Here is a 21,316-nt window from a genome sequence, read left to right as displayed (position 1 = left end):
CGTAGTTTATCCTTTCAGCATCTCAAGGTAGTCGGCCTTGGATTTCAGGGCCTCGAGTTCGGCGGGGTCGCTGGCTTTGATTTCCATCATCCAACCGCCGTTGTAAGGGTCGCTGTTAACCAACTCGGGTTCGTCGGCAAGGGCTTCGTTAATGGCCGTCACCTCGCCGCCGATGGGCATGTAAAGCTCGGACACGGCTTTGACCGATTCCACGGTGCCGAACTCGTCGCCCTTGTCAAAGCTGCTGCCCACCTCAGGCAGCTCCACAAACACGATGTCTCCCAACTGATCCTGGGCATAGTCAGAAATACCCATGCGCACCACGCCGCCGTTTTTTTTGGCCCACTCATGGTCGTCGGTGTATCGCACGTCTTCCGGCAGATTGAGTTCGCTGATCGCTTTCATGATTCCCTCCCTGTAATTGGTTTTTTTCTATGAGATAAGCGGTGTCGTGTCCGCGATTAGACCATTTCAGCCATCGGTTTGCGGGCGGTGCGGCAAGGACGGATATCCTCCACGATGGTGACGGTTATTTTCCTGCGGTTGTCCGCGATGTCCACGTGATGGCCGAGGGACAGCTTGCGGTTGACCTTGACGAAGCCGCAGCAGAGCCCCCTGGCTTTGAAGCCTTCCGGCTTGTTCGGGCTGGCAACGCTGAAGATGTCGCCGTCGTGACGCCCGATGCCCATATCAGTGGCGCAGGTAAGAACGGTCCCGATCGTTTTTCCGTGGGCATCGATGACGCGGGAACCTTCCCCGGCCGAGATTTTGCGCAGATCCTTGCCTGCAAAGGCATGGGTGAACGAGACTTCCGCCTGTTCCTCCAGGGCGGCCCGTCCGATGAAATCCTTGGTGAATCCGGTCTGGTCGGCCGTAAAGGGCAGGGCAAAAGGCCAGGGGTGGTTGATGAATGGCCAGTGTCCGATATCCTGGTGGGAGAGCGGCAGGACGGCGCCGGCACGCAGGCTGTCCCGGGCAGCCAGGCCGCAGGGCCTGATGCCGTAGGAACGGCCGGTTTCCAGTAGGCGCTCCCACAGGCCCTGGATGTTGTCCGGTGCCAGGAAAATCTCGAAACCGAACTCGCCCGTGTACCCCGTACGTGACAGCAAAATGGGGGTGCCGTCGTCCAGGCGGACCGCATCGGCCAGTGGCGAGGCGGGGTCGAAATATCCCTTGAAGGAGAAGTAGGGCATGCCGGCAAAAACCGATTGAGGCTCGGCCAGAACCGCGCCGAGGATTTTGGCCGCCGCCGGCCCCTGGATGTCCATCTTGCCCAGTCGATCGGACAGGTCGGTGACCGTGGCATCCCGGTCGCCGAGATGATGCCGCAGGTGGTCGGACACGGTCCCGCCCATGCCGGCGTTGACGACGACCATGTAGCTGTCCGCCTCGATGAAAAAGACAATCGCGTCGTCGATTGTGTGGCCGTTTTTGTCTAAAAAGGCGCCGTACACGCAGCGACCCGGGGAAAGGGGCTTTCTGGACGGTCCGATGCAGGCCTCCAGATCATTGGTAAAGCAATGCTGGAGCAGCGCTGCCGCTCCCGATCCGGCGACGGTGACGGCTGCCATGTGGCTGGTGTCGAAAACACCGGCTCCGCTGAGCACGGCCAGATGCTCCTCTTTCACCGACGAATACCACAGGGGCATGTCGTACCCGCCAAAGTCGGCCATGTTGGCGCCATGATCTCGATGCCAGCGGTTCAGCGGTGTCCGTTTGATTGCAGTTTCCATGGCGCGGTTTCCTTGGTCATAAACGACGTGTTTAGTGTTAAGAGTGACGTGTTAAGTTGATGTGTTCCGTCAATTTAATGAAAGATGGGTGTTGCTTTTGCGAAACACTTAACACTGCCTTTAGAATATATAGGGAACCTTAAGATTGTAGCTCTTGTAAACCACGAAGGTTTCCACCGACTGTACACCCTCGAGCCGGGACACCTCTTCGGTGTAGAATTCCAGCAGGCCGAAACCCTCCTTGAGCAGAACCATGAGGATCAGGTCAAACCGGCCGGTGACGACGCTCACCGACACCACCCCGCGAACGCGGCTGAACTCTTCGCCCTTTTTGACCAGGTCCATGGTGGTCAGCTTGACGCCCACCATCACGACCCGGTGCCGTGGAACCTTTTCCGGGTCCACCAGGCCGACGATCTTCAGCACGCCCTCTTCTTCAAGCTTGCTGACCCGTGACCGGACGGTATTCTCGGAGACGCCAAGATCCTCTGCGATGATTTTGTAGGACTTCCTGCCCTCCTGCAGATGGCGGACGATGGAAATGTTCAGATCGTCTACTTTCATCGATGGCCTTTCAACGATTACGTGGATATTAAAAATATCTAATCGAGCATGATGAATCTGTCAAACATTTTTTAAAAATTTGAAGTATTCGGCAAAAAATTGTTAAAAAAAGGTTGAAAAAGACATTAAATGCGCTTAACTGATCCAATCGGTTATCGCGGCGGACCGATCCGCCGTTTCAACAATAAGGGAACCGGGGAGGAGTAGACTTATGGCAACACGGGTGACGATCCTGGGAGCCGGTCCGGGGGGCTATGTGGCGGCGGTTCGCGCCGCGCAGCTGGGCGCAGAGGTGACGGTGGTGGAAAAGGAACAGGTCGGGGGCACCTGTCTGAACTGGGGGTGCATTCCCTCGAAGATCATGAAGACCACCGCCGAGATGCTTGAAAAATTTCACCAGGCCGATCAGTTCGGTATCCGCCTGGATGGCAGCGCCGTGCTCGACATGCAACAACTCATGGCCCGCAAGCACAAGGTCCTTTCCACCCAGATCCGGGGTATCGAGGGCCTGCTGGCACACCACCAGATCCGCCTGGTTCGAGGCACCGCCCGTATCGACGGGCCCGGCAGGGTTTCAGCCACCGGTGAAGACGGGCAGGTGCAGGGCTGGGCGTGGGATCGGTTGATCATCGCCACCGGCTCCCACCCTTTTTCGGTGCCGGCTTTTCCCTTTGACGGCCGGAGGATCCTGTCCAGCAACCACATTCTGGAGATCGAGCAGGTCCCCGAATCCATCGTTATCGTGGGCGGAGGGGTGATCGGCTGCGAATTTGCCTGCATCCTGTCCGCCATGGGGGCAGCGGTCATTGTCGTGGAGGCCCTGGACCGCTTGCTGCCCCTGCCATCGGTGGATGCCGGCTGCTCCAAGGTACTGGAGCGGGAGATGAAAAAGCGCAAGATCAAGTATTACGTGAACCGGGTGGTGGACGCGATCGAGCGGCGCGGTGAAGGCCTGGCGGTGACCATCGGCCCCTCGCCCTTTGCATCGGATGTGAAGGAAAAGGAGAAGGTCCCGGTGACGGAAACGGTAGCGCAGGCGCTGGTGTGCATCGGCCGGTCGCCCCATACAAAAGGTATCGGCCTGTCCACCATCGGGCTGGCGACCGATGCCAAGGGGTGGCTCCCGGTGGACGACCACCTGCAGACCGGTGCCCCCGGTGTGTACGCTATCGGCGACGTGCTGGGCCCGGAGCGGGTGATGCTGGCTCACGTGGCCTCCACCGAAGCCATGCTGGCGGCGGAAAATGCCATGGGCGGTAAGCGCGTCATGGATTACACGGCGGTGCCCGGGGCCATTTTCACCATGCCGGAGGTGGCCTGCGTGGGGCTCACCGAGGCCCAGGCCAAAGACCGGGGCATCGATGCCCGCACCGATACGGTGTTGTTCCGCACCATCGGCAAGGCCCAGGTCATCGGCGAACTGGCCGGTCAGGCCACCATCATTTCCGAAGTCGGCAGCGGTAAGGTGCTGGGCGTCCACATCATCGGCCCTCACGCCACGGACCTGCTGGGAGAAGGCACCCTGGCGGTCAGCAACAACCTGTGTGTGGCGGACATCGCCAACACCATTCACGCCCACCCCACCCTGGCGGAGATCATGCTGGAGGCGGCGTTGAAGGGAACCGGCAAGGCGCTCCACGGCTAGGGTGAATGTCCACAACAGGCATCTTTCGGCCCCTGGCGGCGTACTCGCTCGTCGGCGATCCTCGGAATAGGCTCACTATGCCTGCGGTTGCCAACTCGCTCGAGTCTTGCCAGGAACCAAAATCTACCTGTTGTGGACGTTCACCGTCACACGATTGTCTCATTTGTAGGTAGATTTGAACCTTTCTGCCCGAAGACGACGATGTCCATCAAATATTAAAATCTTTATGGAAACTACAACGCTATCAGCACCAACGCCGCCCCGGCACCGGCCACCCCGCACCACTGCCGTCCGCTCAGGCGTTCTCGAAAGACCAGCCAGGCCAGCATGATGGTGGATGCCGGGTAGAGGGACGCCAGAATAGCGGCAATGTCCAGCCTTCCGAGATGGGCGGCCATTCCGAAGGCGGCGTTGCCTGCGGTATCCAGTATGCCTGCCAGGGCCATAAAGACGAATTGACCCCGGGGTGGCGGGGCCAGTTGGCGTGTCACGACCAAAAGTGTGAACATCACCACGATGGCCGCTGCGCGGGCCGCCACCAAAGGCCACAGGACAGACTGGCTGGTGGCCTGATCCATGAAAATGAAGAACAGGCCAAACCCCAAACCGGCAACAATCGAGAGCCGCAGTTCACCGGGTTCGATTTTCGATTGGTCACCCGGGGAAGAAATAAGCCAGACGGCTGTCATGGCGATTCCGAAACCGATCATGCGCAGCCAGCCGGGAAAACCCTCCACGACAAATGAAAAGGTCATGGGAACCAGGGCGGTCACTATCGCTGACAGCGGTGCAACGAGTCCCATGCGCCCCTGGGCCAGCCCCTTGTAGAGTCCGACCAGGCCTATCACGCCGGTGAAACCGGCCAATCCGCCAAACACCAGGTGCCTTGCGGGTGGCATGCTCCGGGAAAAGGCCGCCGCCAGACAAACCAGAAGGGTGCCCCCGATCAACTGAGAGAAGAGCACCACGGTGAGCACGTTGCCCCGCCGGGAAGCGAACCCGCCGGTAAAATCTCCCGCCCCCCAGGCCAATGCGCTGCAAAGGCCGCAGACCACGGCCACGGTTTCCGGATTGATCATATCAACGCTTTCTTTTCCCTGGTATCGGTTATTGTGGGTCTATCCGTTCCGTTAAAAAGCGGCCCTAACCCGGGTGTCTTCTGCCATCTGTGTTGTCGACGGCCCATCACTATTTGCCTGGACGGACCCGCCCGTGCGGCAATTTTTTCCGATATGATGATTGTACCTGCTGGCAATCGATACGACCGGCGTTGTTTCGGGCCGCTCTGTCTCATGGCACAAAATCTGCTTAAGGAAAAGTAAATTAGAAAAAAGGAAAATTGACCGTCTTCATTCGTCTATCAGGTTGAATAGACGTAAACACCACCAGCCGGAGGGTTTGTAACGTGGTCCGAAATTGTCTTTTAATGATTGGTATAATGAGCTTTTTCCTTTTTGCCCGCAATGTGATGGGCGACATCCCGGTTCTGGTGAACATAAGGAGCGGGGCATTGGTCTTAATCGGCACGATCGTTGGCGGCTGCCTGGCATTTCCCGTCCATACCCTGCGCGGCTTTTTCAGCAGTCTGGTCGACAGCCTGAAACCCAAACCGAAAACCGTTGAGGATCTGATCTGTCAAATCACTGCCCTGGCGCGCCTGCAGCGGGTCGCCGGCCTCAACGAGATGAACATGAAGATCAACGCCGTGCAAAACCCGGTTCTGCGCAGAGGTTTTCACATGATTCTGGACAATTATGATCCTGGCCGGGTCGAGATGATGTTGGGAAAAGAGATCAATCTGTATCTGGACCAATTGCAGGCGCAGCTCAACGTGGTCAACAGACTTGCCAGGCTGGCGCCGGTATTCGGTTTTGTGGGTACGATCATCGGGTTGATCAATGTGCTGAACCATATCGGCAGTTCCGCGCAAATCGGACAAGGCATGGCAACCGCCCTGTTAACCACCTTTTACGGCCTGCTTTTCGCCAATTTCTTGTTTCTTCCGATCGCCGGCAAGTTTGCCGAGTACATCCGGCGCGAGGCCCTGATGCTCAATGTGATTTTCGACGGCGTCGTAGCCGCGTGCGGCCAGCGGCCGCCGCTGGAAATTGCCCACAGCCTGAAATCCTATGCAGAGGTCGATTTTTCTGCGCCGACGCCAATGCCGCCCCGAAAGGGTCAGCGCTGGAACCTTTGGGGCGGCTCGGTCAAACAACAGGAACCGGCGAGGTAGCAGATGCTTGACCATGGTGGTCTGTCAACGCAATGGCGGTTCAGGCCGAGCGCGGAAAAGGGTTTCGTCGCCCGTTTTTCCGTGGCGGAAGAGGCGAAATCGGCCGAAGAGGACGCGTTTTTGTGGAGTATGGCCGACCTGATGACCCTTTTGCTGGTTTTCTTCGTTTTGTTATACGCCAATGCAATCAAACGGCCTGAAACCGCAGTGCGGGAACCGGAACAGGCCAGCACGGTCGTCGCTTCACCGGCGGAAACCCGACCGGACCTTTCCACGAAAGCCCTCCCCACGGAACCGCGACAGCGGGCGCATTCCCCGTCGCTTGCCGCGGAGTCAGCGAGCGAACCGGAAATCGATTCTCAGCCTTACGGTGAAGACTCCCCGCGGCTTGCCGCACGGGGGGTTCAATCCACAGCGGCGGAACCGATGGACGAGACCGTGGCACCGAATCCGGAGCCACCGGCAGTGGAGTTTCAATCGCAGGCGGAGCACGCTGTCGAACCCTTGAACCAGGCAGTGATCAAGGGCCTGAAAGACAGCTTCAGCAATGATTTTTACGTCCGCTGGGACGAGAAACAACCCGTATTTGTCCTGGGAGAGCGCGTTACCTTCAATATCGGTGATGCGATCCTGTTGGCCGATTCGCAATCGGCATTGAAACGGATTGCCGATTTGATTGCCCCGCAGCGCGATTACCAGATCATCGTGTCGGGTCATACCGACGACATCGCCATCCGAACACCGAAATTTCCATCCAATTGGGAGCTGTCTGCAGCAAGAGCGGCCAGTGTCGCCAAATTTCTGGCGTCTCACGGGATTGCCCCGGAGCGGCTGATCATTCAGGGCAAATCGGAATTCCACCCGCTGGTGGCCAATACGTCAGACGAGAATCGAAGGGCCAACCGTCGGGTTGAAATCTCTCTGGTCAAGGGTAAGCAGACACCGGATCATTTTTAGACCGGGTTTTCCCTGCTCTGCCCTGGACCCTTACCCGTATTTGTTGGTGGGGGTCTATTTTACCCGCTCCCAGGCCGTCAACTGGCTGACGGTATGCTGAAATTTGCGCCGGGTTTCACGGATGACGAATTCAACATCCCGGGGGGTGCCGAGCATTTGAAAGTGACCGGCCAGCAGGTCCTTGAGCCCGTCCAGTGTGGTATACGGCTCACCGTCCTTGCGCATGCCACCCACCCAGTTTTCCCGACGCGTGAATTCCTCCAGCCAGGTGTAGGGCGAGGTGAGGACCATAACGCCACCGATGTTAAGCCGTTCGTGAATGCCGGCAAGAAACTTTTTCGGGTCGTAGAGCCGGTCGATGAGGTTGGCCGCCAGGATCAGATCGTAGCCGCTGAACTGCGGTTTGAGGTTGGTGGCATCGGCCTGGAAAAATTCGATCCGGTCGGCGACGGTGTCCAGGCCGAACTCGGCCAGATGCCGTTCATGGTAGGAGACGATGTCTCCCTCTTCCACCCTCTCGTAGTGGGTCACGCCTTTTTCCTGCATCTGGAAGGCAATGCGGATAAAGCGTGCCGAAAAGTCCAGGCCGTTGACGAAATCGAAGGTCCGGGCCAGTTCGAAGGTGGCGCGTCCAACGGCGCAGCCCAAGTCCAGGGCGCGCTTTTTCGGGCGGTCTTCCATGACGGCCACGGCGAGGCGGGCGCATTGCCGTGGAAAGTTCTCCACGTTGAAGTAGGACTCCCCGAAGTGGAACTCGCAATACTGGGAGACCGCCAGGTCGCTTTCATACATGGCTTCGGGCAGTTCCACCGGCTGTTCGGACGCCACGTAGCGAAACCCCGCGTGCTGGAAAAAATGACGCCGGAAGGCATAGCGCGAATCGCGGGTGGCCTCGTTGCCGGTGGATATCCAGGAACCACCCTTGATCAGGTTGTGGCGGGTGTCGAAGGTCGGGGTGGAGAAGTCGTCGTAAACCGGATGGACGGCAAAGCCCGCAAAGCCGGTGATGGGGGTCTCGGTCCACTGCCACACATTGCCGATGATGTCGTAAAAGTCGCCGAAGCGAAAACGGTTTACCGGACACGACGAGGCCCAGTGTTCCAGGTTGATGTTGCCCGGCGCGCGGTCCCAATAGGGCTGGTCCGGAATGTCGTGCAGATCGCGCAGCCGGTACCACTCGTCCTCGGTGGGCAGCCGTATGGTTTTGCCCTGTTTTTCGGCCAGCCAGTTGCAAAAGGCCTTGGCCTCCAGTTGGTTGACCTCGACGGGCCAGTTCCAGGGCATGGGGATGACCTGCGTCATGGTCCGGAAACGCCAGTCGTCATCCGGCGGGATCCAGAAAAGCGGGTGGCGTGCCTTTGAATAGCCGACCCAGTTCCAGCCCTCTTCGGTCCAGAAGGCCGGCGTTGCATAGCCGCCGTCCTCCACGAAGTCCAGGTACTCCCGGTTGGAAACCAGATAGCGCGACGCCTCGAAATCCAGGACATCGAAGGCGTGGCTGCCGAATTCGTTGTCCCAGCCGTACAGGGGATGGTCCTTGGATTTTCCCAGCTCCACCCGGCCGCCGGGCACCGGCAGCAGATCGTTGTCCGGCGCCGTGCCGGATTCCGTGCAGATATCCCACAGGGGCAGATGGCGAACCCGGTCGATGGGCATCCGCCGGATGATCACCGAGGAGGTCTCCAGGTGAATGCGCTGGTGTTCGATGCCCATCATGACGGTCCAGAACGGGTGGTCCCAGGAGATCGGCAGCGTGAGCGGAAGGGTGCGGATGACGGTATCGACGACGGCGCGCACCGCTTCCCGGTAGGCCTTTACCGCTTTTACGGTGGGCCAGTCATAGTGGGCCTCGTCAAGATCGTCCCAGGACATTTCGTCCACCCCCACCGCAAACATGGACTCGAATGCCGGGTCGATGCGCTGATCGATGATTTTGGCAATGATCAGTTTGTTGATGTAGAAGACGCCGGTGTGACCCAGATAAAAAATCGGCGGGTGCCGAAGCGGTTCGGCCCTCAGGTAGAATGCCTCATCGGATGCCAGGGTGTCGTAGAGCCGTTCGTCGAGGGTGAAGGTCTTATGGAAATAGTCCAGGATTTCTTCGCGCTTTGCTTCGGGCGTGCCCGCATTCAAAATGGTTGTGCGCGTGTTTCGTAAATCTGTCATAACGCCCTCCCGATAGATGGGGCTGCCCCCATGTTGCACGAACAAAGTGGAAAAAGTTATGCTGAATATAGGTATTGCATTGCCTTTCGCCAAGTTTATGTCATTGCCCGGAGGTCATGCTGGTGACGTCAGGGACCGGCGCTGTTTTTTCCGGCAGTCATGATTGCCGGAGAGCCGGTGGTGGTGCAGGGCAACGGTTCTGCTGACAACCAATCCATTGTGATAAATAAAAAAATACGGAATCCATCGGTTGCCTGCTGCCCATTTGTCGCCGTCGGGGGGCTTTTCCTGCCGGTCATGGAAACAACCCCGACAAGTTTCATTGCAAACGCAAGGAATCATATGCTAAAAAATGAAGCAACCTCTTGAAAAAAGGCCCCGTCGCCATGCCCGTGGTACAGATCGCCCTTGAATACTGGTTATTGCTGGTTCCTGTGATCCTTCATGGTGTGGGCATCCTGTTCATTTTTGACGTCGTCATGAACGGGCGGACCAGCCAGGGAACCATCGCCTGGGTGATGGCCCTGTTTTTCTTTCCCTACCTGTCTGTTTTTCTTTACCTCATGTTCGGGGCGCGACGCATCCAGAGCTATGCAGACGCCCACCAGTCCGGCAGTACCGCCATCCACCACCTGGGCAGAGATCTCCGGCTGGATCAGCGGATCGGCTGCCTGATGGTGCGCGATACGCCCAAAATCGATGTGCTCAGCGATATTTACCAGCTGCCGATCATGGCCGGCAACCGCTGCTCCCTGTTGATCAACGGCGAGGCCACCTTCGATTCCATCCTGGAAGGGGTCCGGTCTGCCCGCAGCTATGTGCTGGTTCAGTTCTTTATCGTCCGCGACGGCGAACTGGCCGACCGGCTCAAATCGGCGCTGATCGAGAGGGTGAAGGCCGGCGTGCGGGTCTATTTTCTCTTGGACCAGATCGGCTGCGTGGGGCTTTCCCGATCCTACACCGATGGATTGAGGGCTGCCGGGGTCAACGTCGGCACCTTCCGCATGGGCAGTGGATGGCTCAACCGGTTCCGGATCAATTTCCGCAATCACCGGAAAATCGTGGTCGTGGATGGGGCCGTAAGCTGGGTGGGAGGCCACAACGTGGGCGACGAATATTTAGGAAAGGGCCGGCGTTTCGATTTCTGGCGGGATACCCACGTGAAAATGGAGGGTCCGGTGACCCTGGCGGTACAGCTCTGTTTTGCCGAGGACTGGCATTGGGCCTGCGGGAAGCTGCCGGATATTTCTTGGGATCCGCCGGCCTGCCTCGGCAGTGAACCGGTCCTGTGCATTCCCACGGGTCCCGGGGATCTGGTGGAAAGCTGTTCGCTGATGATGGTTCAGGCCATTAACCTGGCCCGGCATCGGTGCTGGATCCTGACCCCCTATTTCGTACCCGATGTGGCGGTGATCAAAGCGCTGCAACTGGCTTCCATGCGCGGGGTGGACGTGAGAATCCTAATTCCCGCCAATCCGGACAAGCGGGTTGTCTGGTGGGCGGCGCACAGCTACCTGTTTGAAGTGGCCGTGGCCGGTGTCCGGATGTACACCTACCGCAAGGGCTACATGCACCAGAAGGTCTTTCTGGTGGACGACACCCTGGCCGGCATCGGCACGGTCAATCTGGACAACCGCTCCCTGCGGATCAATTTCGAGATCACCATGGCTTTTACCGACCCCGACTTCATCCGGCGGGTGGAGAAGATGTGCCTTGACGATTTTGCCTTGGCCGACCCCCTGACCACCGACGAGGTGTACCGCCGATCTCTGGCCTTCCGCCTGGCGATCCGGGCGGCCCGGCTGTTCTCGCCGATATTGTGATATGAAGCATACCATATCCTTTAAGATCTGCAGCCAATGTGCGCAATGTTGCAGGAACTACCCATATGTCGAATTGTCTCAATCTGATATCGATGGGTTGGAACACTTCACAGGATTGTCTTTCGAGGTGTTTACCAACCCAAAAGGAAATGTCGTTGAAGACTATTTTTTAAAATTCAGGGAAAATGGATATTGTTTTTTCCTGAATGAGAATAAGGGTCGTTTTTCTTGCGGCGTATATGAATCAAGACCTGAAATTTGCAGGACGTTCCCATCAAAACCCATACAAGCAGAAAACTGTTTAGTCGTTTGTAAACAACTATGATGAAATCAAAAATAAAGATAAGAACGAAGTATGTGCCTGCAGGCATCAAGATCCTCTATGAGGATCGAGACATCATCGTGATTGAAAAGAGCTCGGGGCTGTTGAGTGTCAAGGCCCATTACGAAGCAGAAAAGACGGCGCATCATCTGCTGACCAATTATGTCCGCAAGGGAAACCCGAAGTCAAAGGCCAACCTGTTTGTCGTGCACCGGTTGGACAGGGATACATCCGGCGTATTGATCTTTGCCAAAAGTTTTGCAATTCGTGAGAAATTTGCCGAGCAATGGGAAAGTGTTGAAAAAAAATACCTGGCTGTCGTTTACGGCCATTTAGCAGAGAAAAGCGGCATTATAGAATCTTATCTCGCAGAGGGCGAAGCGTATAAAATGCAATCGGTCAAGCGTCCAAATGAAGGGGCTTTGGCTCGAACGCAATACAGGGTCATCAAAGCGTCCAAGCAGTATAGCCTGTTGGAACTTCAGCTGTTGACAGGCAAGAAAAACCAGATTCGCGTGCACCTGTCCGAAAAAGGGCATCCCATCGTCGGTGACAAAAAATATAGGACTGATGCCAAGGGGCGCTTGGCCTTGCATGCCCTGTCGATCAGGTTTAAACACCCGTTTAACAATGAAGAAATGACGTTTGAAACGAAAATGCCAGACTATTTTACGACCTTTTTTTAAGCCGAGGTTAGCGATTTTCACGCACTTCATTGATCTGCACGAGGAATCCGCACCGCCTTCACACCGCATCCTCACGTGACAGGATCGTATCCATATCGTCCATGAAATATTTTTGGGCAATGTCGCCTAAATGCGTCTTCAGTGTGCTGTCCTCCCGGTTAGCCAAGTGTGCATAGCAATCCGGGGCAATCGTTTCGAAAAGGTCCAGCAGCTCGGCATCGAAGTGGGTGCCCCGACCCTTTTCCAGAATAGACAGGGTCTCTTCGTAGGAGAATGGTTCCTTGTAGGGACGCTTTGAAGTCAAGGCGTCGAAGACATCGGCGATGGCGAAGATCCGTGCGCTGACGGGCGTGTCGGTCCCGCTTCGCCCGTCAGGGTAACCGCTGCCGTCTATTTTTTCGTGATGTCCGCCCACCACTTCCACGGCATCGTTGAGCCACTGTGAACGACCGATGATTTCAAGCCCTTTTGTTACGTGGGTCTTCATCACCGAGAACTCCGCGGTGTCCAGGCGTCCGGGCTTATGAAGGATGTCGTCCGGGATGCCGATCTTTCCTACGTCGTGCAGAAACGCTCCTTTAATCAGTGATCGCATCTCCCGGGCAGTCAACCCGAAGGCTTCTGCCAGATTTACGGCCATGATGGTGACCCGGTAGTTGTGGGCGTCGGTGTCGCTGTCCCGTTTGGCAATGGCGCTGCCCAGCACGTTCAGCGTTTCCATGTGCGAATCCAGCAGGCTTCGGGACGTTCGGGCCAGGCGGCCCAGCAGGTTGATAATAACCGGGTAAAGGACCAGTGCGGTGACCATGACGATGGCGATCACCCCGGCCACGGTTTTCAGCGTGTCCCGTCTGGCGGCGGCCACGGCCGCTTCGGAAATGGCGAAGACGCCTTCCAAGTAAGCCACCACCTCGTCTTTGCCGCCGGTCAGGGGCGCCACCACCGAAATCAGGGGCATACCGTCAAGGCGAAAAACACGGTGAAGGTTTTCATCGGGTTGGGGGACGCGCAGGGCGGACGCTTCCATGCGCAGTTCCACGGCTGCAATGGGTTCATAGGTGCTGTCCGCAAGGCTGGCAATCCGCCGGGCGCCGGTGTCGTATATACGGACGTAGACAAACCGTCCCATCTGATTGAAGCTGCTGTCGTGATGGGGCGAGCGGGTGGCGGTAAAGGCTTCCAGTTCATGCTGAAGACTGCTGGGGTCCGGCAGGCCGGGGCGATCCAGGATTTCCCTGGCCTGTCGGCTGAACTGGCTGGAAGCCAGGAGAACCCGGTCCAGAACCCGCTCCACGGCGATGTCGCGCAGGTTGATCCAGGTCACCGAGGCCAGGACGATGGAGATGGCGCAGGTCGCCATTAGCAACCGTCGGATCAACAACCAGTGGATGGGAGAAATTTTACTGCGCCGCGAATGTCGAGATTCGATAAAGCACCTCCAACGTTTTCCTGATCCAGTTAATTGATACCGTAATCCTTGAGCTTCAATTGCAGCGTCCGGCGGCTGATGCCCAGGGTTTCCGCCGTTCGTGTCCGGTTCCCGTCCATGTCTTCGAGGGTTTTCAGGATCATCTCCTTCTCCACTTCTTTCAGCGACCGGCCCGAGGCCAGCACCGGCTCTCTGGGCGGTTCTTCGGCGCCGCGATCCTGAAGGGACTTGGGGAAGTGCGCCGGGTTCACCATATCCCCCCTGGCCATGATCACCGCCCGCTCGATAACATTTTCCAGCTCACGGACGTTGCCCGGCCAGGGGTGTCGCAGCAGGAGATCCATGGCGCCGGGGCGGAAGCCTTTGAGGCTGCGGTGATTCTTTTCGGCATACCGCTGGAGAAAAAAGTCGGCCAGCAGCGGTATGTCGGCCGAACGGTTTCTCAGGGGGGGCACCTTGATCATGACGACGTTGAGCCGGTAGTAGAGGTCTTCCCGGAAACGGCCGGCGGCAATCTCATCTTCCAGATTGCGGTTGGTGGCCGAGATGATCCGGGTGTCGACATGCACCGTCCGGGTGCCGCCCACCGGTTCAAAGTCCCTTTCCTGGAGGACGCGCAGGATCTTGGCCTGGGTGGCCGGGGCCATTTCGGCGATTTCATCCAGAAAGAGGGTTCCCCGGTCCGCCAGCTGGAAGCGTCCCTTCCTGGGCCCGGTGGCACCGGTAAAGGCGCCTTTTTCATGTCCGAAAAGCTCGCTCTCCAGCAGCGTTTCGGGCAGGGCGGCGCAGTTGACCTTGATAAAGGGGCGATCCTTGCGGGGACTGTTATGGTGAATGGCGTTGGCCACCAGTTCCTTGCCGGTGCCGCTTTCGCCCTGGATCAGAATTGTGGCTTCCGACGGGGCCACCAGGGACAGGGTTTCGAAGAGCTCCCGCATGGAGGGGCTGCGGCCGATGATGTCCCCGAAATCAAAGCGTGCGTCCAAGCGCTCTTTGAGGTTGAGATTTTCCTCTTCAAGCCTGCGGTGGTGCAGGATTTTGACCACCAGGATTTTCAGCTCGTCGACGTCGATGGGCTTGGTGAGGTAGTCGTGGGCCCCGGCTTTGAGGGCCTTTACGGCCGAGCGCACCGATCCGTAGGCGGTCATCATGACCACCGGGGTGCCGGGGCTGATTTCGTGCATCTTTTTCTGGGCGGCATCGCCGTGCATGCGTTTCATGCGCAGGTCCATGAGCACCAGATCGAAAACCATCTTCTCCACCGCCCGGCAGGCCGTGTCGCCGTCGTCGGCCTCGTGCACCTGGTAGCCCTCGGTCGACAGGACGGCCTTGAGCATGGTCCGATGGGGGGCGTCATCGTCTACAACAAGGATTCTGGCTGTCATGGGCCTGCCTTTATATTGTTCAACGAGAGAGAGAATCGGGTGCCGTTGCTTTTTCCCGGCAGCGGGCTTTCAACACGGATGCCGCCGTCGTGGTGTTCGGCGATTTTACGCACCATGGCCAATCCCAGGCCGGTGCCCCGCTCGCGGGTGGTGAAAAAGGGCTCGAAAATTTTTTCCTGGATGTCCGGATCAATTCCCGGGCCATCGTCGGTCACCTGGATTTCCACACCTGCACCTGCATTGACGGTGCGCGCCCTGATGTCCACGGCGCCTCCCGTCTCAACGGCGTTGATGGCATTGAGCATCAGGTTCAGCAGGGCCTGGGTGACCTGATTCGGATCCAGCGTCATGGGCGGCATGCGGGATTCACAGTCAATCTGGATGTCGATGGCATGGGTTTTGGCATCGGCGGATACCAGGGAAACCACATGATTGATGAGATCGGGAATCACGGTGGATTCCGGCTCAAGGGTCATGGGCCGTGAAAAATTGAGCAGGTCCGTCACCACAAGGTTGATGCGGTCGATTTCACGCACCATGACATCGGCGTATTCCCGTTCGGGCGTATTTTCCCCATGGCCCCGCCCTAAAAGGTAGGCGAATCCGCGGATGGAACTGAGCGGGTTGCGGATCTCGTGTGCGACGCCTGCAGCCAGCCGCCCCAGCGCCGCCAGTTTTTCCGCACGCCGCACCTGTTCCTCCAGGCGTTTGATCTGGCTCAGATCCCTCAGCACCACCACCGCGCCATTCTGGCTGCCGGTTTCATCCTGAATGGGCGTCACGGTGAGCAGCAACGGCAGCCAATCGCCGTTGACCCGTTGATAGCTGATCTCCCGGTTCATTACGGGCACGCCCTGGTGGAGCGTTCGGGCGATGCCGGTTTCCTGAAAATCGAAAACCGTCTTCAGATCGAAGTGGTTGATCGTCGCCGCCGGCATGCCCAGCAGAAACAGCGCCTGCTGATTCCAGGAGACCACCTTGCCGTCCGCAGCGATGCTCAATACGCCGTGGGCCATGCTGGCGAGTACCTGACGGGTATAGTCCCGGGTTTCCTGCAGGGTCCGGCTGAGCAGGTAATAGTTCCGGATCACGAAAAAAAAATAGATTACGCCGCCGCCCAACGCCAGGACGATGCCTGCCATGATCATGGCATGCTGGAGGTCCGACTGACGGGCGGTCTCGTAGGCAGCCATGGTCATTCCCAGGTACACCGTGGCGCGTGAGTGGAAATGGGTCTGTGATGCGGCGGCGGGGTCCGAGGACGGTGAGAGGGTGGCGGTCAGGTGGATGTCCATGGGCGCGAAGGGCTTGGCCACCTCGTAAACATGGACGCCGTCAGCTAGGCGGCGGACCCGGGTACGGACATCTGCGGCCCGCTCGAAATCCGGGCGCCACAGGGCCCGGGTCCCTTCCAGGGAGGGGATGGAGTGGTGCACCACCTCCCCGTCAGCGTTCACCAGGTAAAGGTAGTTGACGTCGTCGGACCTGCCGATTTCGTGGACCAGGTTCCCGATGGCATCCTTGCCGGCCATCTGCATCATCATGCCGGCCCGGGCTCCGGCTTCCAGCGCGTTGATCAGGGTCAGGGCCTGGCGTTGGAGCGTTTGCATGGCGGCGTTTCTTTCCCGGTTCAGGTTCCGGTAGGTGGACACGCTGATAAAGACCAGCAGCAGCAGAACGACGAAAAGAATGGTAAGAGCTGTCAGATAGAGTTGTCGACGGGGGACGACGGTCATGGCCGGACGGGCCCCTTCGCTGAAGATGGTCGATTGCGTTGATCAAGCGTTTTGGAAAGAATAATACGGCAACGCCATAAGTGCAAATTTTTTGCGCACCTATTCAATGGGGTAGTGGGTAAAAATTAAGCCGTCCGAATGATTTTTCAGGACCGGAGGCCTGGTTCCGGCATGGTTTTAAACCACATTTCCCACAGCGCACGCAGCGATACATAGGCAAAAACCGCGGCAAACAGGCCCCCGCCGGGCACATGCAGCCAGAAGAAGGCCGGCGAGACAAAGGCTTTCATCCACATGGCCGTAATGTCGACCAGCACCCCGACAAAAGGCAGCACCACCAGCCAGGTGCGCAGCGAGGAACCGGCGTCCAGCCAGATGGTGATGGCCCCCACGAAGATGAAAATCATGCTCATGCCGAACAGGTGGATGTGGGTCCACTTCAGGGTCCAGACAAATTGCTCCTGCTGGTAAAACGGTTTGGCCGGTTTCTTGTCGACTGTCGTCAGGTCGGCAAACAGATCGCCCCTGACGGCTCCGGACGAAGCCGGGGAGCCGTGATTCATACCGGCATGGCCATCGCCTGACGGCGGGGCCGGGGCATCGTTTGCGGACTGTGCATAAAAGGTGGGAATGATGTCATGGACGACGATCTGGCCCAATGCACCCAGCATGCCGACCGTCATAACCGCAATGATGCAGGTGGCCAGGGCCTTGGCGGGAGTGGGCATCCGTGCCAGTGTCATCCGTTGGTCAGGCTGACGGTCAACGGGGTTTGATTCCATACCTGCATCTCCTTATTCCCCTGAAAAATTCGATCCCGCATATTCTCCCTGACGATCGAAGTAAAAGTAGACGCTGTCCGGATCACCGCCGGACCGTTTGAACTGCACCACGGTTTCACGGCTGGCTTCAGCGCCACGGACCGAGACATGGATGGATGACAGGCCGGTTTCCCACGCTTCCGGCAATTTCCCGGAGACGATCAGGCGATCGTAAAGCTGGGTTGCCTTCTGGACTGCCTCAAGTGCAGAGAACGGCTCTGCGGCGTGGGTTTTTCCGCCATGGCTGTAAGCATTCCCTGCCCCGGTGACAATTACCCCTGTGACAATCACTGCAACGATTCCCATCGACCGCAACAGGCGGCGAGGCGTATATCGGTTCATAGTGCCCTCCGATTTTTTAAGTTAAGACCCTTCCTTTTCAATATCCATACCACTGGTGTCGAGAAGTCACCCGTCCCGTCAACGATACCCCTGAAATACTTGCCAGCGGGGTCATGCATGGTTAATTTCAAGACCTCCACGAACAGCCGGTTTCTCGATATCCGATTTTGTATGCGAATAAATTACGCACTTTACTTCCAGTTCCATTAATTTCGTGAAATATCTGCGCACCCCTTGTCTGGGTTTGTGGTTGAATTTTGATTCTTTATAATAATATCAGATTGTTGCTGTAATGGCACGACAATTGATTAGATAGAGGCGTCGAAGACCGGAGCGTCGTCTGATCGGCGCCCCATTTTCGCAACTATTTAGGAGGCGGAATGACACATCGAATATCCCAACGGGTCGTCAAGGCGTCAAAACAACCCATGTCATGGTTGACATGGGGAATTTTTCCGGCTCTGCTGTCGGGGCTTCTGCTTTTAATGGGCACAAGCGCCAGTGCCGGCGATTCAGGTCTGCCATCCTCCGGCGAAGAGCAGCCCCTGACCGGTACCGTCCGGCTGGCCGACCTTGTCGAACAAGCCTATACACACAATCCGTCGATTCAGCAGGCGCGTGAGGCGTGGCGGGCCACAGTGGAAAACTACCGGATTACGACCGGCTACCCCGACCCCCAGCTGATGGTCACCTGGTTTCCCGACCCCATCGAGACCCGGCTGGGCCCCCAGGATTGGAATGCCCAGATTTCCCAGATGATCCCTTTCCCCGGCAAATTGTCGAAAGCCGGCGAGCTGGTGGCCGCCGACGCCCGCATCGCCCGCCTCAAGCTTGACATGGCGGTCAAGGAGACGCTCCTGGCGGTCCGGGAATCCTATTTCGAACTGTGGTACATCCGGCAGGCCAAAACGGTGACCCAGCACAATGCCCGCCTGCTGGACCACCTTCGAAAGATCAGCGAAACCGCCCACGCCGACAACCGGGCCACGCTCACCGATGTGATCAAGGCCCAGTCCCAGTCCGGGCAGCTTCAATACGATAATCTGCTGCTGGACGAGTTGGAGCAGACGGAGATGGTCCGTCTCAACGGGCTGCTGAACCGCCCGCCCGAATCGGCTGTGGGCCGGCTGGAGGCGCCGGTTCTGTCACCGCTGACCGCTGACGTGGAAACCATCTATGGGCTGGCCGAAGCCAATCAGGAAGAGATCCTCATGGCCCAGGTGGGTGTCGACAAAGGCGATACCAAGGTGTCCCTGGCACGGTTCCAGAACCTGCCTGACTTCAAGGTGGGGCTGTTCTACGCCGGTATCGGCGAGCCTGACGTACCCGTTCAGCCCCGGGATGCCGGCCGGGACGCCATCGGTCTGCAGGCGGGCATTTCCATCCCCCTATGGTTCGGCAGGAACAACAGCCGGGTGGACAAGGCCATGGCGGAAAAGGCCATGGCACGGGCGGAAAAAACCGTGCGCGTCAACGCGGTCCGGACCCGGATCCGCACCCTTTTTTTCAAGGCCCGCAATGCTCAGCGGATCGTCAACCTTTACGAAACGGACCTGGTTCCCCAGGCGGCCCGCTCCATGGAAATTGCCGAGGTCTGGTACCGGGAGGGGGAGTCGTCCTTCACCGATTTCCTCGAAACCCAGTCGGTCTGGTACAATTTTCAACTGGCCCTGGCGCGTGCCAAGGCGGACTACGGCATCAGCCTGGCACGGCTTGAACGCATGGCGGGAACCCACCTGACCGGTGACGGGCAACATTTTTCGGCGCCCGCCGGAAAGGAGCAGCCATGAAAATCCCGTCGATCGTTCTTTTCGCAATGGCCCTGGTCTGGGCGACCGGCCTTACCGCCTGTGGATACCGGGATCTGAAACAGGACATGGATGCTTATATGCCGCCACCCATGATTGAACCGGCGCAGGCCGCCAAGCCACAACCGACCGGTGGACCGGATGCCTTCGAAGCCGAAAAGGCGACCATCGCAAGGCTGCGGGAGCGCTGGGAAAAGGGGGTGGACAGCAGGGGCATGCCTGCCGGAGATTCGGCCGTCTCAACGCAGATCGCTGCCGCCGCCGCCGACGATGCCCAGGCCCTTGACCTGCTTCGCTCTCCTTTTTCCCTGCAGACGGTCCAAGCGCTGATCCTGCTGCGCAACCCATCCATAAAGGGTGCAACCGACCGATTCCGGGCCGCCCTTGAAGGCTTTGACCAGGTCACCCAGCTGGACGAGATCCTGCGGCAGTACTCGGCATTCACCGAAAGCGTGATGGCCGGGGTTGGGCCCATGCGAGGCGCCGACAACATTCAGATGAAGTTCCCCTTTCCCGGCGTGACGGCCCTCAAAGGCCAGGTGGCGGAAAAAAACGTGGAAGCGGAAAAACAGATGCTGGACATGGTCCGCCGCGACATTGTGGCCCAGGGTCGCAAGGCCTATTGGAACCTGCTTTATGTTCACCGGGCGCATCGGATCACCCGCGACACACTCGATCGGCTAAACCAACTGGAATCGGTGGCCACGACCCGCTACGGTGCCGGGAAAACCAGCTACCAGGATGTGGTCAAAATTCGTATCGGCCGTGAAAAACTTCAAGAACAGCTGGTCACATTGAAGGAGCAGCGGGCCAATCTGGAAACCGAGCTGTTGGCCCTGATGGGCCTGAAGCAAGCATTTTCTCTGGGTTGGCCGGATACTCCAACACCGGACTTATCCCTGCCCGGGTTAGCGTCGCTCTATCCCCTGGCGTTGGAAAAGCGCCAGGAGCTGAATCGCATGCGGGCCATGCTGGGCAAGATGGAGCGGATGGTGGAGATGGCCGAGACCATGATTCAGCCGGGCTTTTCCCAGAACTATTCGCTCTATACGGACGAAGCGGTTCTCCAGGTGGGCAGCGCCGCCATGAAACCGACATTCGGAACCACGATTTCACCAGCACGAGGCAAAGGGTTGCCCAAGAACGCCTGGTTCGGAACCGGGGACGCCTACCTCCGCGAAACCCGGCAAAAGCTGAACGCCCTGCGGGCCGATCTCGCGGATGCCGAGGCGCGTACCCGGCTGATGGTTCGAACCGCCTGGTTCGAGCTGGACCGGGCCCGGCGGGAGCGGTCCTTATATATGAATCGTCTGCTGGAGCTGTCCCGGACTTCCCTGGACGTATCCACCCGGGCGTATGAATCGGGCAGTGTCTCGTTTGCCGATGTGATCAGCTCCTACACCGGCTGGCTGGATGTGAACCTGGCCAGCCAGCGGCGCAACAGCGACGTTGGGGTTGCGCGGGCGGAACTGGAGCGCCGGGTGGGCGCTCCGTTACCCTGACTCGTCAACACCCCTCACCCTGTCCCTCTCCCCAAAGGGGCGAGGGGACGTTGACACGACCCTCATTGATCGATGGGGTCGAGCTACATGACATCACCTCCCTCTCCCATTGAGGGGAGAGGGGTGTTTTTGACAGGTTTTAGGGAAGTTTCATACCAGAAAGG

General features: G+C 58.2%; 18 protein-coding genes. 8 read left to right on the top strand and 10 right to left on the bottom strand.

Annotation, left to right across the window (positions count from 1 at the left end; genetic code table 11):
* Positions 1-6 precede the first annotated feature (6 nt).
* The 3 genes from gcvH to ACZCED_RS21320 all read right to left on the bottom strand — a co-directional run bounded on the left by gcvH (position 7) and on the right by ACZCED_RS21320 (position 2,297).
* Complete coding sequence (gcvH, locus tag ACZCED_RS21330) at positions 7-405, bottom strand: glycine cleavage system protein GcvH (protein WP_462970544.1); 399 nt, start codon at positions 403-405, stop codon at positions 7-9.
* Positions 406-461: 56 nt separating this feature from the next.
* Positions 462-1,733 carry an aminomethyltransferase family protein gene (locus ACZCED_RS21325; RefSeq protein ID WP_462970543.1) on the bottom strand — a complete coding sequence of 424 codons (1,272 nt, stop codon included), beginning with the start codon at positions 1,731-1,733 and terminating at the stop codon, positions 462-464.
* 120 nt (positions 1,734-1,853) lie between these two features.
* A complete protein-coding gene (locus ACZCED_RS21320) occupies positions 1,854-2,297 on the bottom strand; it encodes an Lrp/AsnC family transcriptional regulator (RefSeq protein ID WP_462970542.1) in 444 nt (147 codons plus the stop codon).
* Between the two features lie 211 nt (positions 2,298-2,508).
* Between ACZCED_RS21320 and lpdA the strand changes: the two genes are divergently transcribed.
* Positions 2,509-3,942 (top strand): dihydrolipoyl dehydrogenase, encoded by a 1,434-nt coding sequence (lpdA, locus tag ACZCED_RS21315; RefSeq protein ID WP_462970541.1) that lies wholly within the window; start codon positions 2,509-2,511, stop codon positions 3,940-3,942.
* Positions 3,943-4,175: 233 nt separating this feature from the next.
* Here the strand turns inward: lpdA and ACZCED_RS21310 are convergent, their stop codons facing one another.
* On the bottom strand, positions 4,176-5,021 hold the full coding sequence (locus ACZCED_RS21310) for an EamA family transporter (protein ID WP_462968727.1): 846 nt from the start codon (positions 5,019-5,021) through the stop codon (positions 4,176-4,178).
* A gap of 359 nt (positions 5,022-5,380) precedes the next feature.
* On the opposite strand from ACZCED_RS21310, the gene ACZCED_RS21305 reads away from it, so the two are divergent.
* Positions 5,381-6,175, top strand: coding sequence for a motility protein A (locus ACZCED_RS21305; protein WP_462968726.1), 795 nt, complete (start codon positions 5,381-5,383; stop codon positions 6,173-6,175).
* Positions 6,176-6,178: 3 nt separating this feature from the next.
* The gene (locus ACZCED_RS21300) at positions 6,179-7,132 is read left to right on the top strand and encodes an OmpA/MotB family protein (RefSeq protein WP_464861659.1); all 954 of its coding nucleotides are present in this window, start codon (positions 6,179-6,181) and stop codon (positions 7,130-7,132) included.
* Between the two features lie 54 nt (positions 7,133-7,186).
* Here the strand turns inward: ACZCED_RS21300 and ovoA are convergent, their stop codons facing one another.
* Positions 7,187-9,298, bottom strand: coding sequence for a 5-histidylcysteine sulfoxide synthase (ovoA, locus tag ACZCED_RS21295; protein WP_464861658.1), 2,112 nt, complete (start codon positions 9,296-9,298; stop codon positions 7,187-7,189).
* Positions 9,299-9,663: 365 nt separating this feature from the next.
* Here ovoA and cls point away from each other — a divergent pair, with 365 nt between their 5' ends.
* Genes cls through ACZCED_RS21280 form a run of 3 tightly spaced genes read left to right on the top strand, consistent with a single transcriptional unit; the run spans position 9,664 to position 12,129 of the window.
* Positions 9,664-11,121 (top strand): cardiolipin synthase, encoded by a 1,458-nt coding sequence (gene cls, locus ACZCED_RS21290; RefSeq protein ID WP_462968723.1) that lies wholly within the window; start codon positions 9,664-9,666, stop codon positions 11,119-11,121.
* Between the two features lies 1 nt (position 11,122).
* The gene (locus ACZCED_RS21285) at positions 11,123-11,446 is read left to right on the top strand and encodes a YkgJ family cysteine cluster protein (RefSeq protein ID WP_462968722.1); all 324 of its coding nucleotides are present in this window, start codon (positions 11,123-11,125) and stop codon (positions 11,444-11,446) included.
* The gene (locus tag ACZCED_RS21280; protein WP_464861657.1) at positions 11,443-12,129 is read left to right on the top strand and encodes an RluA family pseudouridine synthase; all 687 of its coding nucleotides are present in this window, start codon (positions 11,443-11,445) and stop codon (positions 12,127-12,129) included. The genes ACZCED_RS21285 and ACZCED_RS21280 overlap by 4 nt, the downstream gene beginning before the upstream one ends.
* A gap of 58 nt (positions 12,130-12,187) precedes the next feature.
* On the opposite strand, the gene ACZCED_RS21275 is transcribed toward ACZCED_RS21280, so the two are convergent.
* The 5 genes from ACZCED_RS21275 to ACZCED_RS21255 all read right to left on the bottom strand — a co-directional run bounded on the left by ACZCED_RS21275 (position 12,188) and on the right by ACZCED_RS21255 (position 17,842).
* Positions 12,188-13,489 (bottom strand): HD-GYP domain-containing protein, encoded by a 1,302-nt coding sequence (locus ACZCED_RS21275; protein ID WP_462968720.1) that lies wholly within the window; start codon positions 13,487-13,489, stop codon positions 12,188-12,190.
* A 98-nt stretch (positions 13,490-13,587) separates the two neighbouring features.
* The gene (locus ACZCED_RS21270; protein WP_462968719.1) at positions 13,588-14,943 is read right to left on the bottom strand and encodes a sigma-54-dependent transcriptional regulator; all 1,356 of its coding nucleotides are present in this window, start codon (positions 14,941-14,943) and stop codon (positions 13,588-13,590) included.
* Positions 14,940-16,679, bottom strand: coding sequence for a two-component system sensor histidine kinase NtrB (locus ACZCED_RS21265; protein ID WP_464861656.1), 1,740 nt, complete (start codon positions 16,677-16,679; stop codon positions 14,940-14,942). The genes ACZCED_RS21270 and ACZCED_RS21265 overlap by 4 nt, the downstream gene beginning before the upstream one ends.
* Positions 16,680-16,825: 146 nt before the next feature.
* Positions 16,826-17,461, bottom strand: coding sequence for a hypothetical protein (locus ACZCED_RS21260; protein ID WP_464861655.1), 636 nt, complete (start codon positions 17,459-17,461; stop codon positions 16,826-16,828).
* Positions 17,462-17,473: 12 nt separating this feature from the next.
* The gene (locus ACZCED_RS21255) at positions 17,474-17,842 is read right to left on the bottom strand and encodes a DUF6488 family protein (RefSeq protein ID WP_462968716.1); all 369 of its coding nucleotides are present in this window, start codon (positions 17,840-17,842) and stop codon (positions 17,474-17,476) included.
* Positions 17,843-18,222: 380 nt separating this feature from the next.
* Here ACZCED_RS21255 and ACZCED_RS21250 point away from each other — a divergent pair, with 380 nt between their 5' ends.
* Together ACZCED_RS21250 and ACZCED_RS21245 are read left to right on the top strand one after the other, a co-directional pair.
* Entirely contained in the window at positions 18,223-19,632 is a 1,410-nt protein-coding gene (locus ACZCED_RS21250; RefSeq protein WP_464861654.1) for a TolC family protein, read from the top strand.
* Entirely contained in the window at positions 19,629-21,152 is a 1,524-nt protein-coding gene (locus ACZCED_RS21245) for a TolC family protein (RefSeq protein ID WP_464861653.1), read from the top strand. Before ACZCED_RS21250 ends, ACZCED_RS21245 begins: the two co-directional genes overlap by 4 nt.
* The last annotated feature ends 164 nt before the right edge of the window (positions 21,153-21,316 follow it).

It is taken from the genome of Desulfosarcina sp. (assembly GCF_055467485.1).
This window is presented reverse-complemented; position numbering and strand designations above follow the sequence as displayed.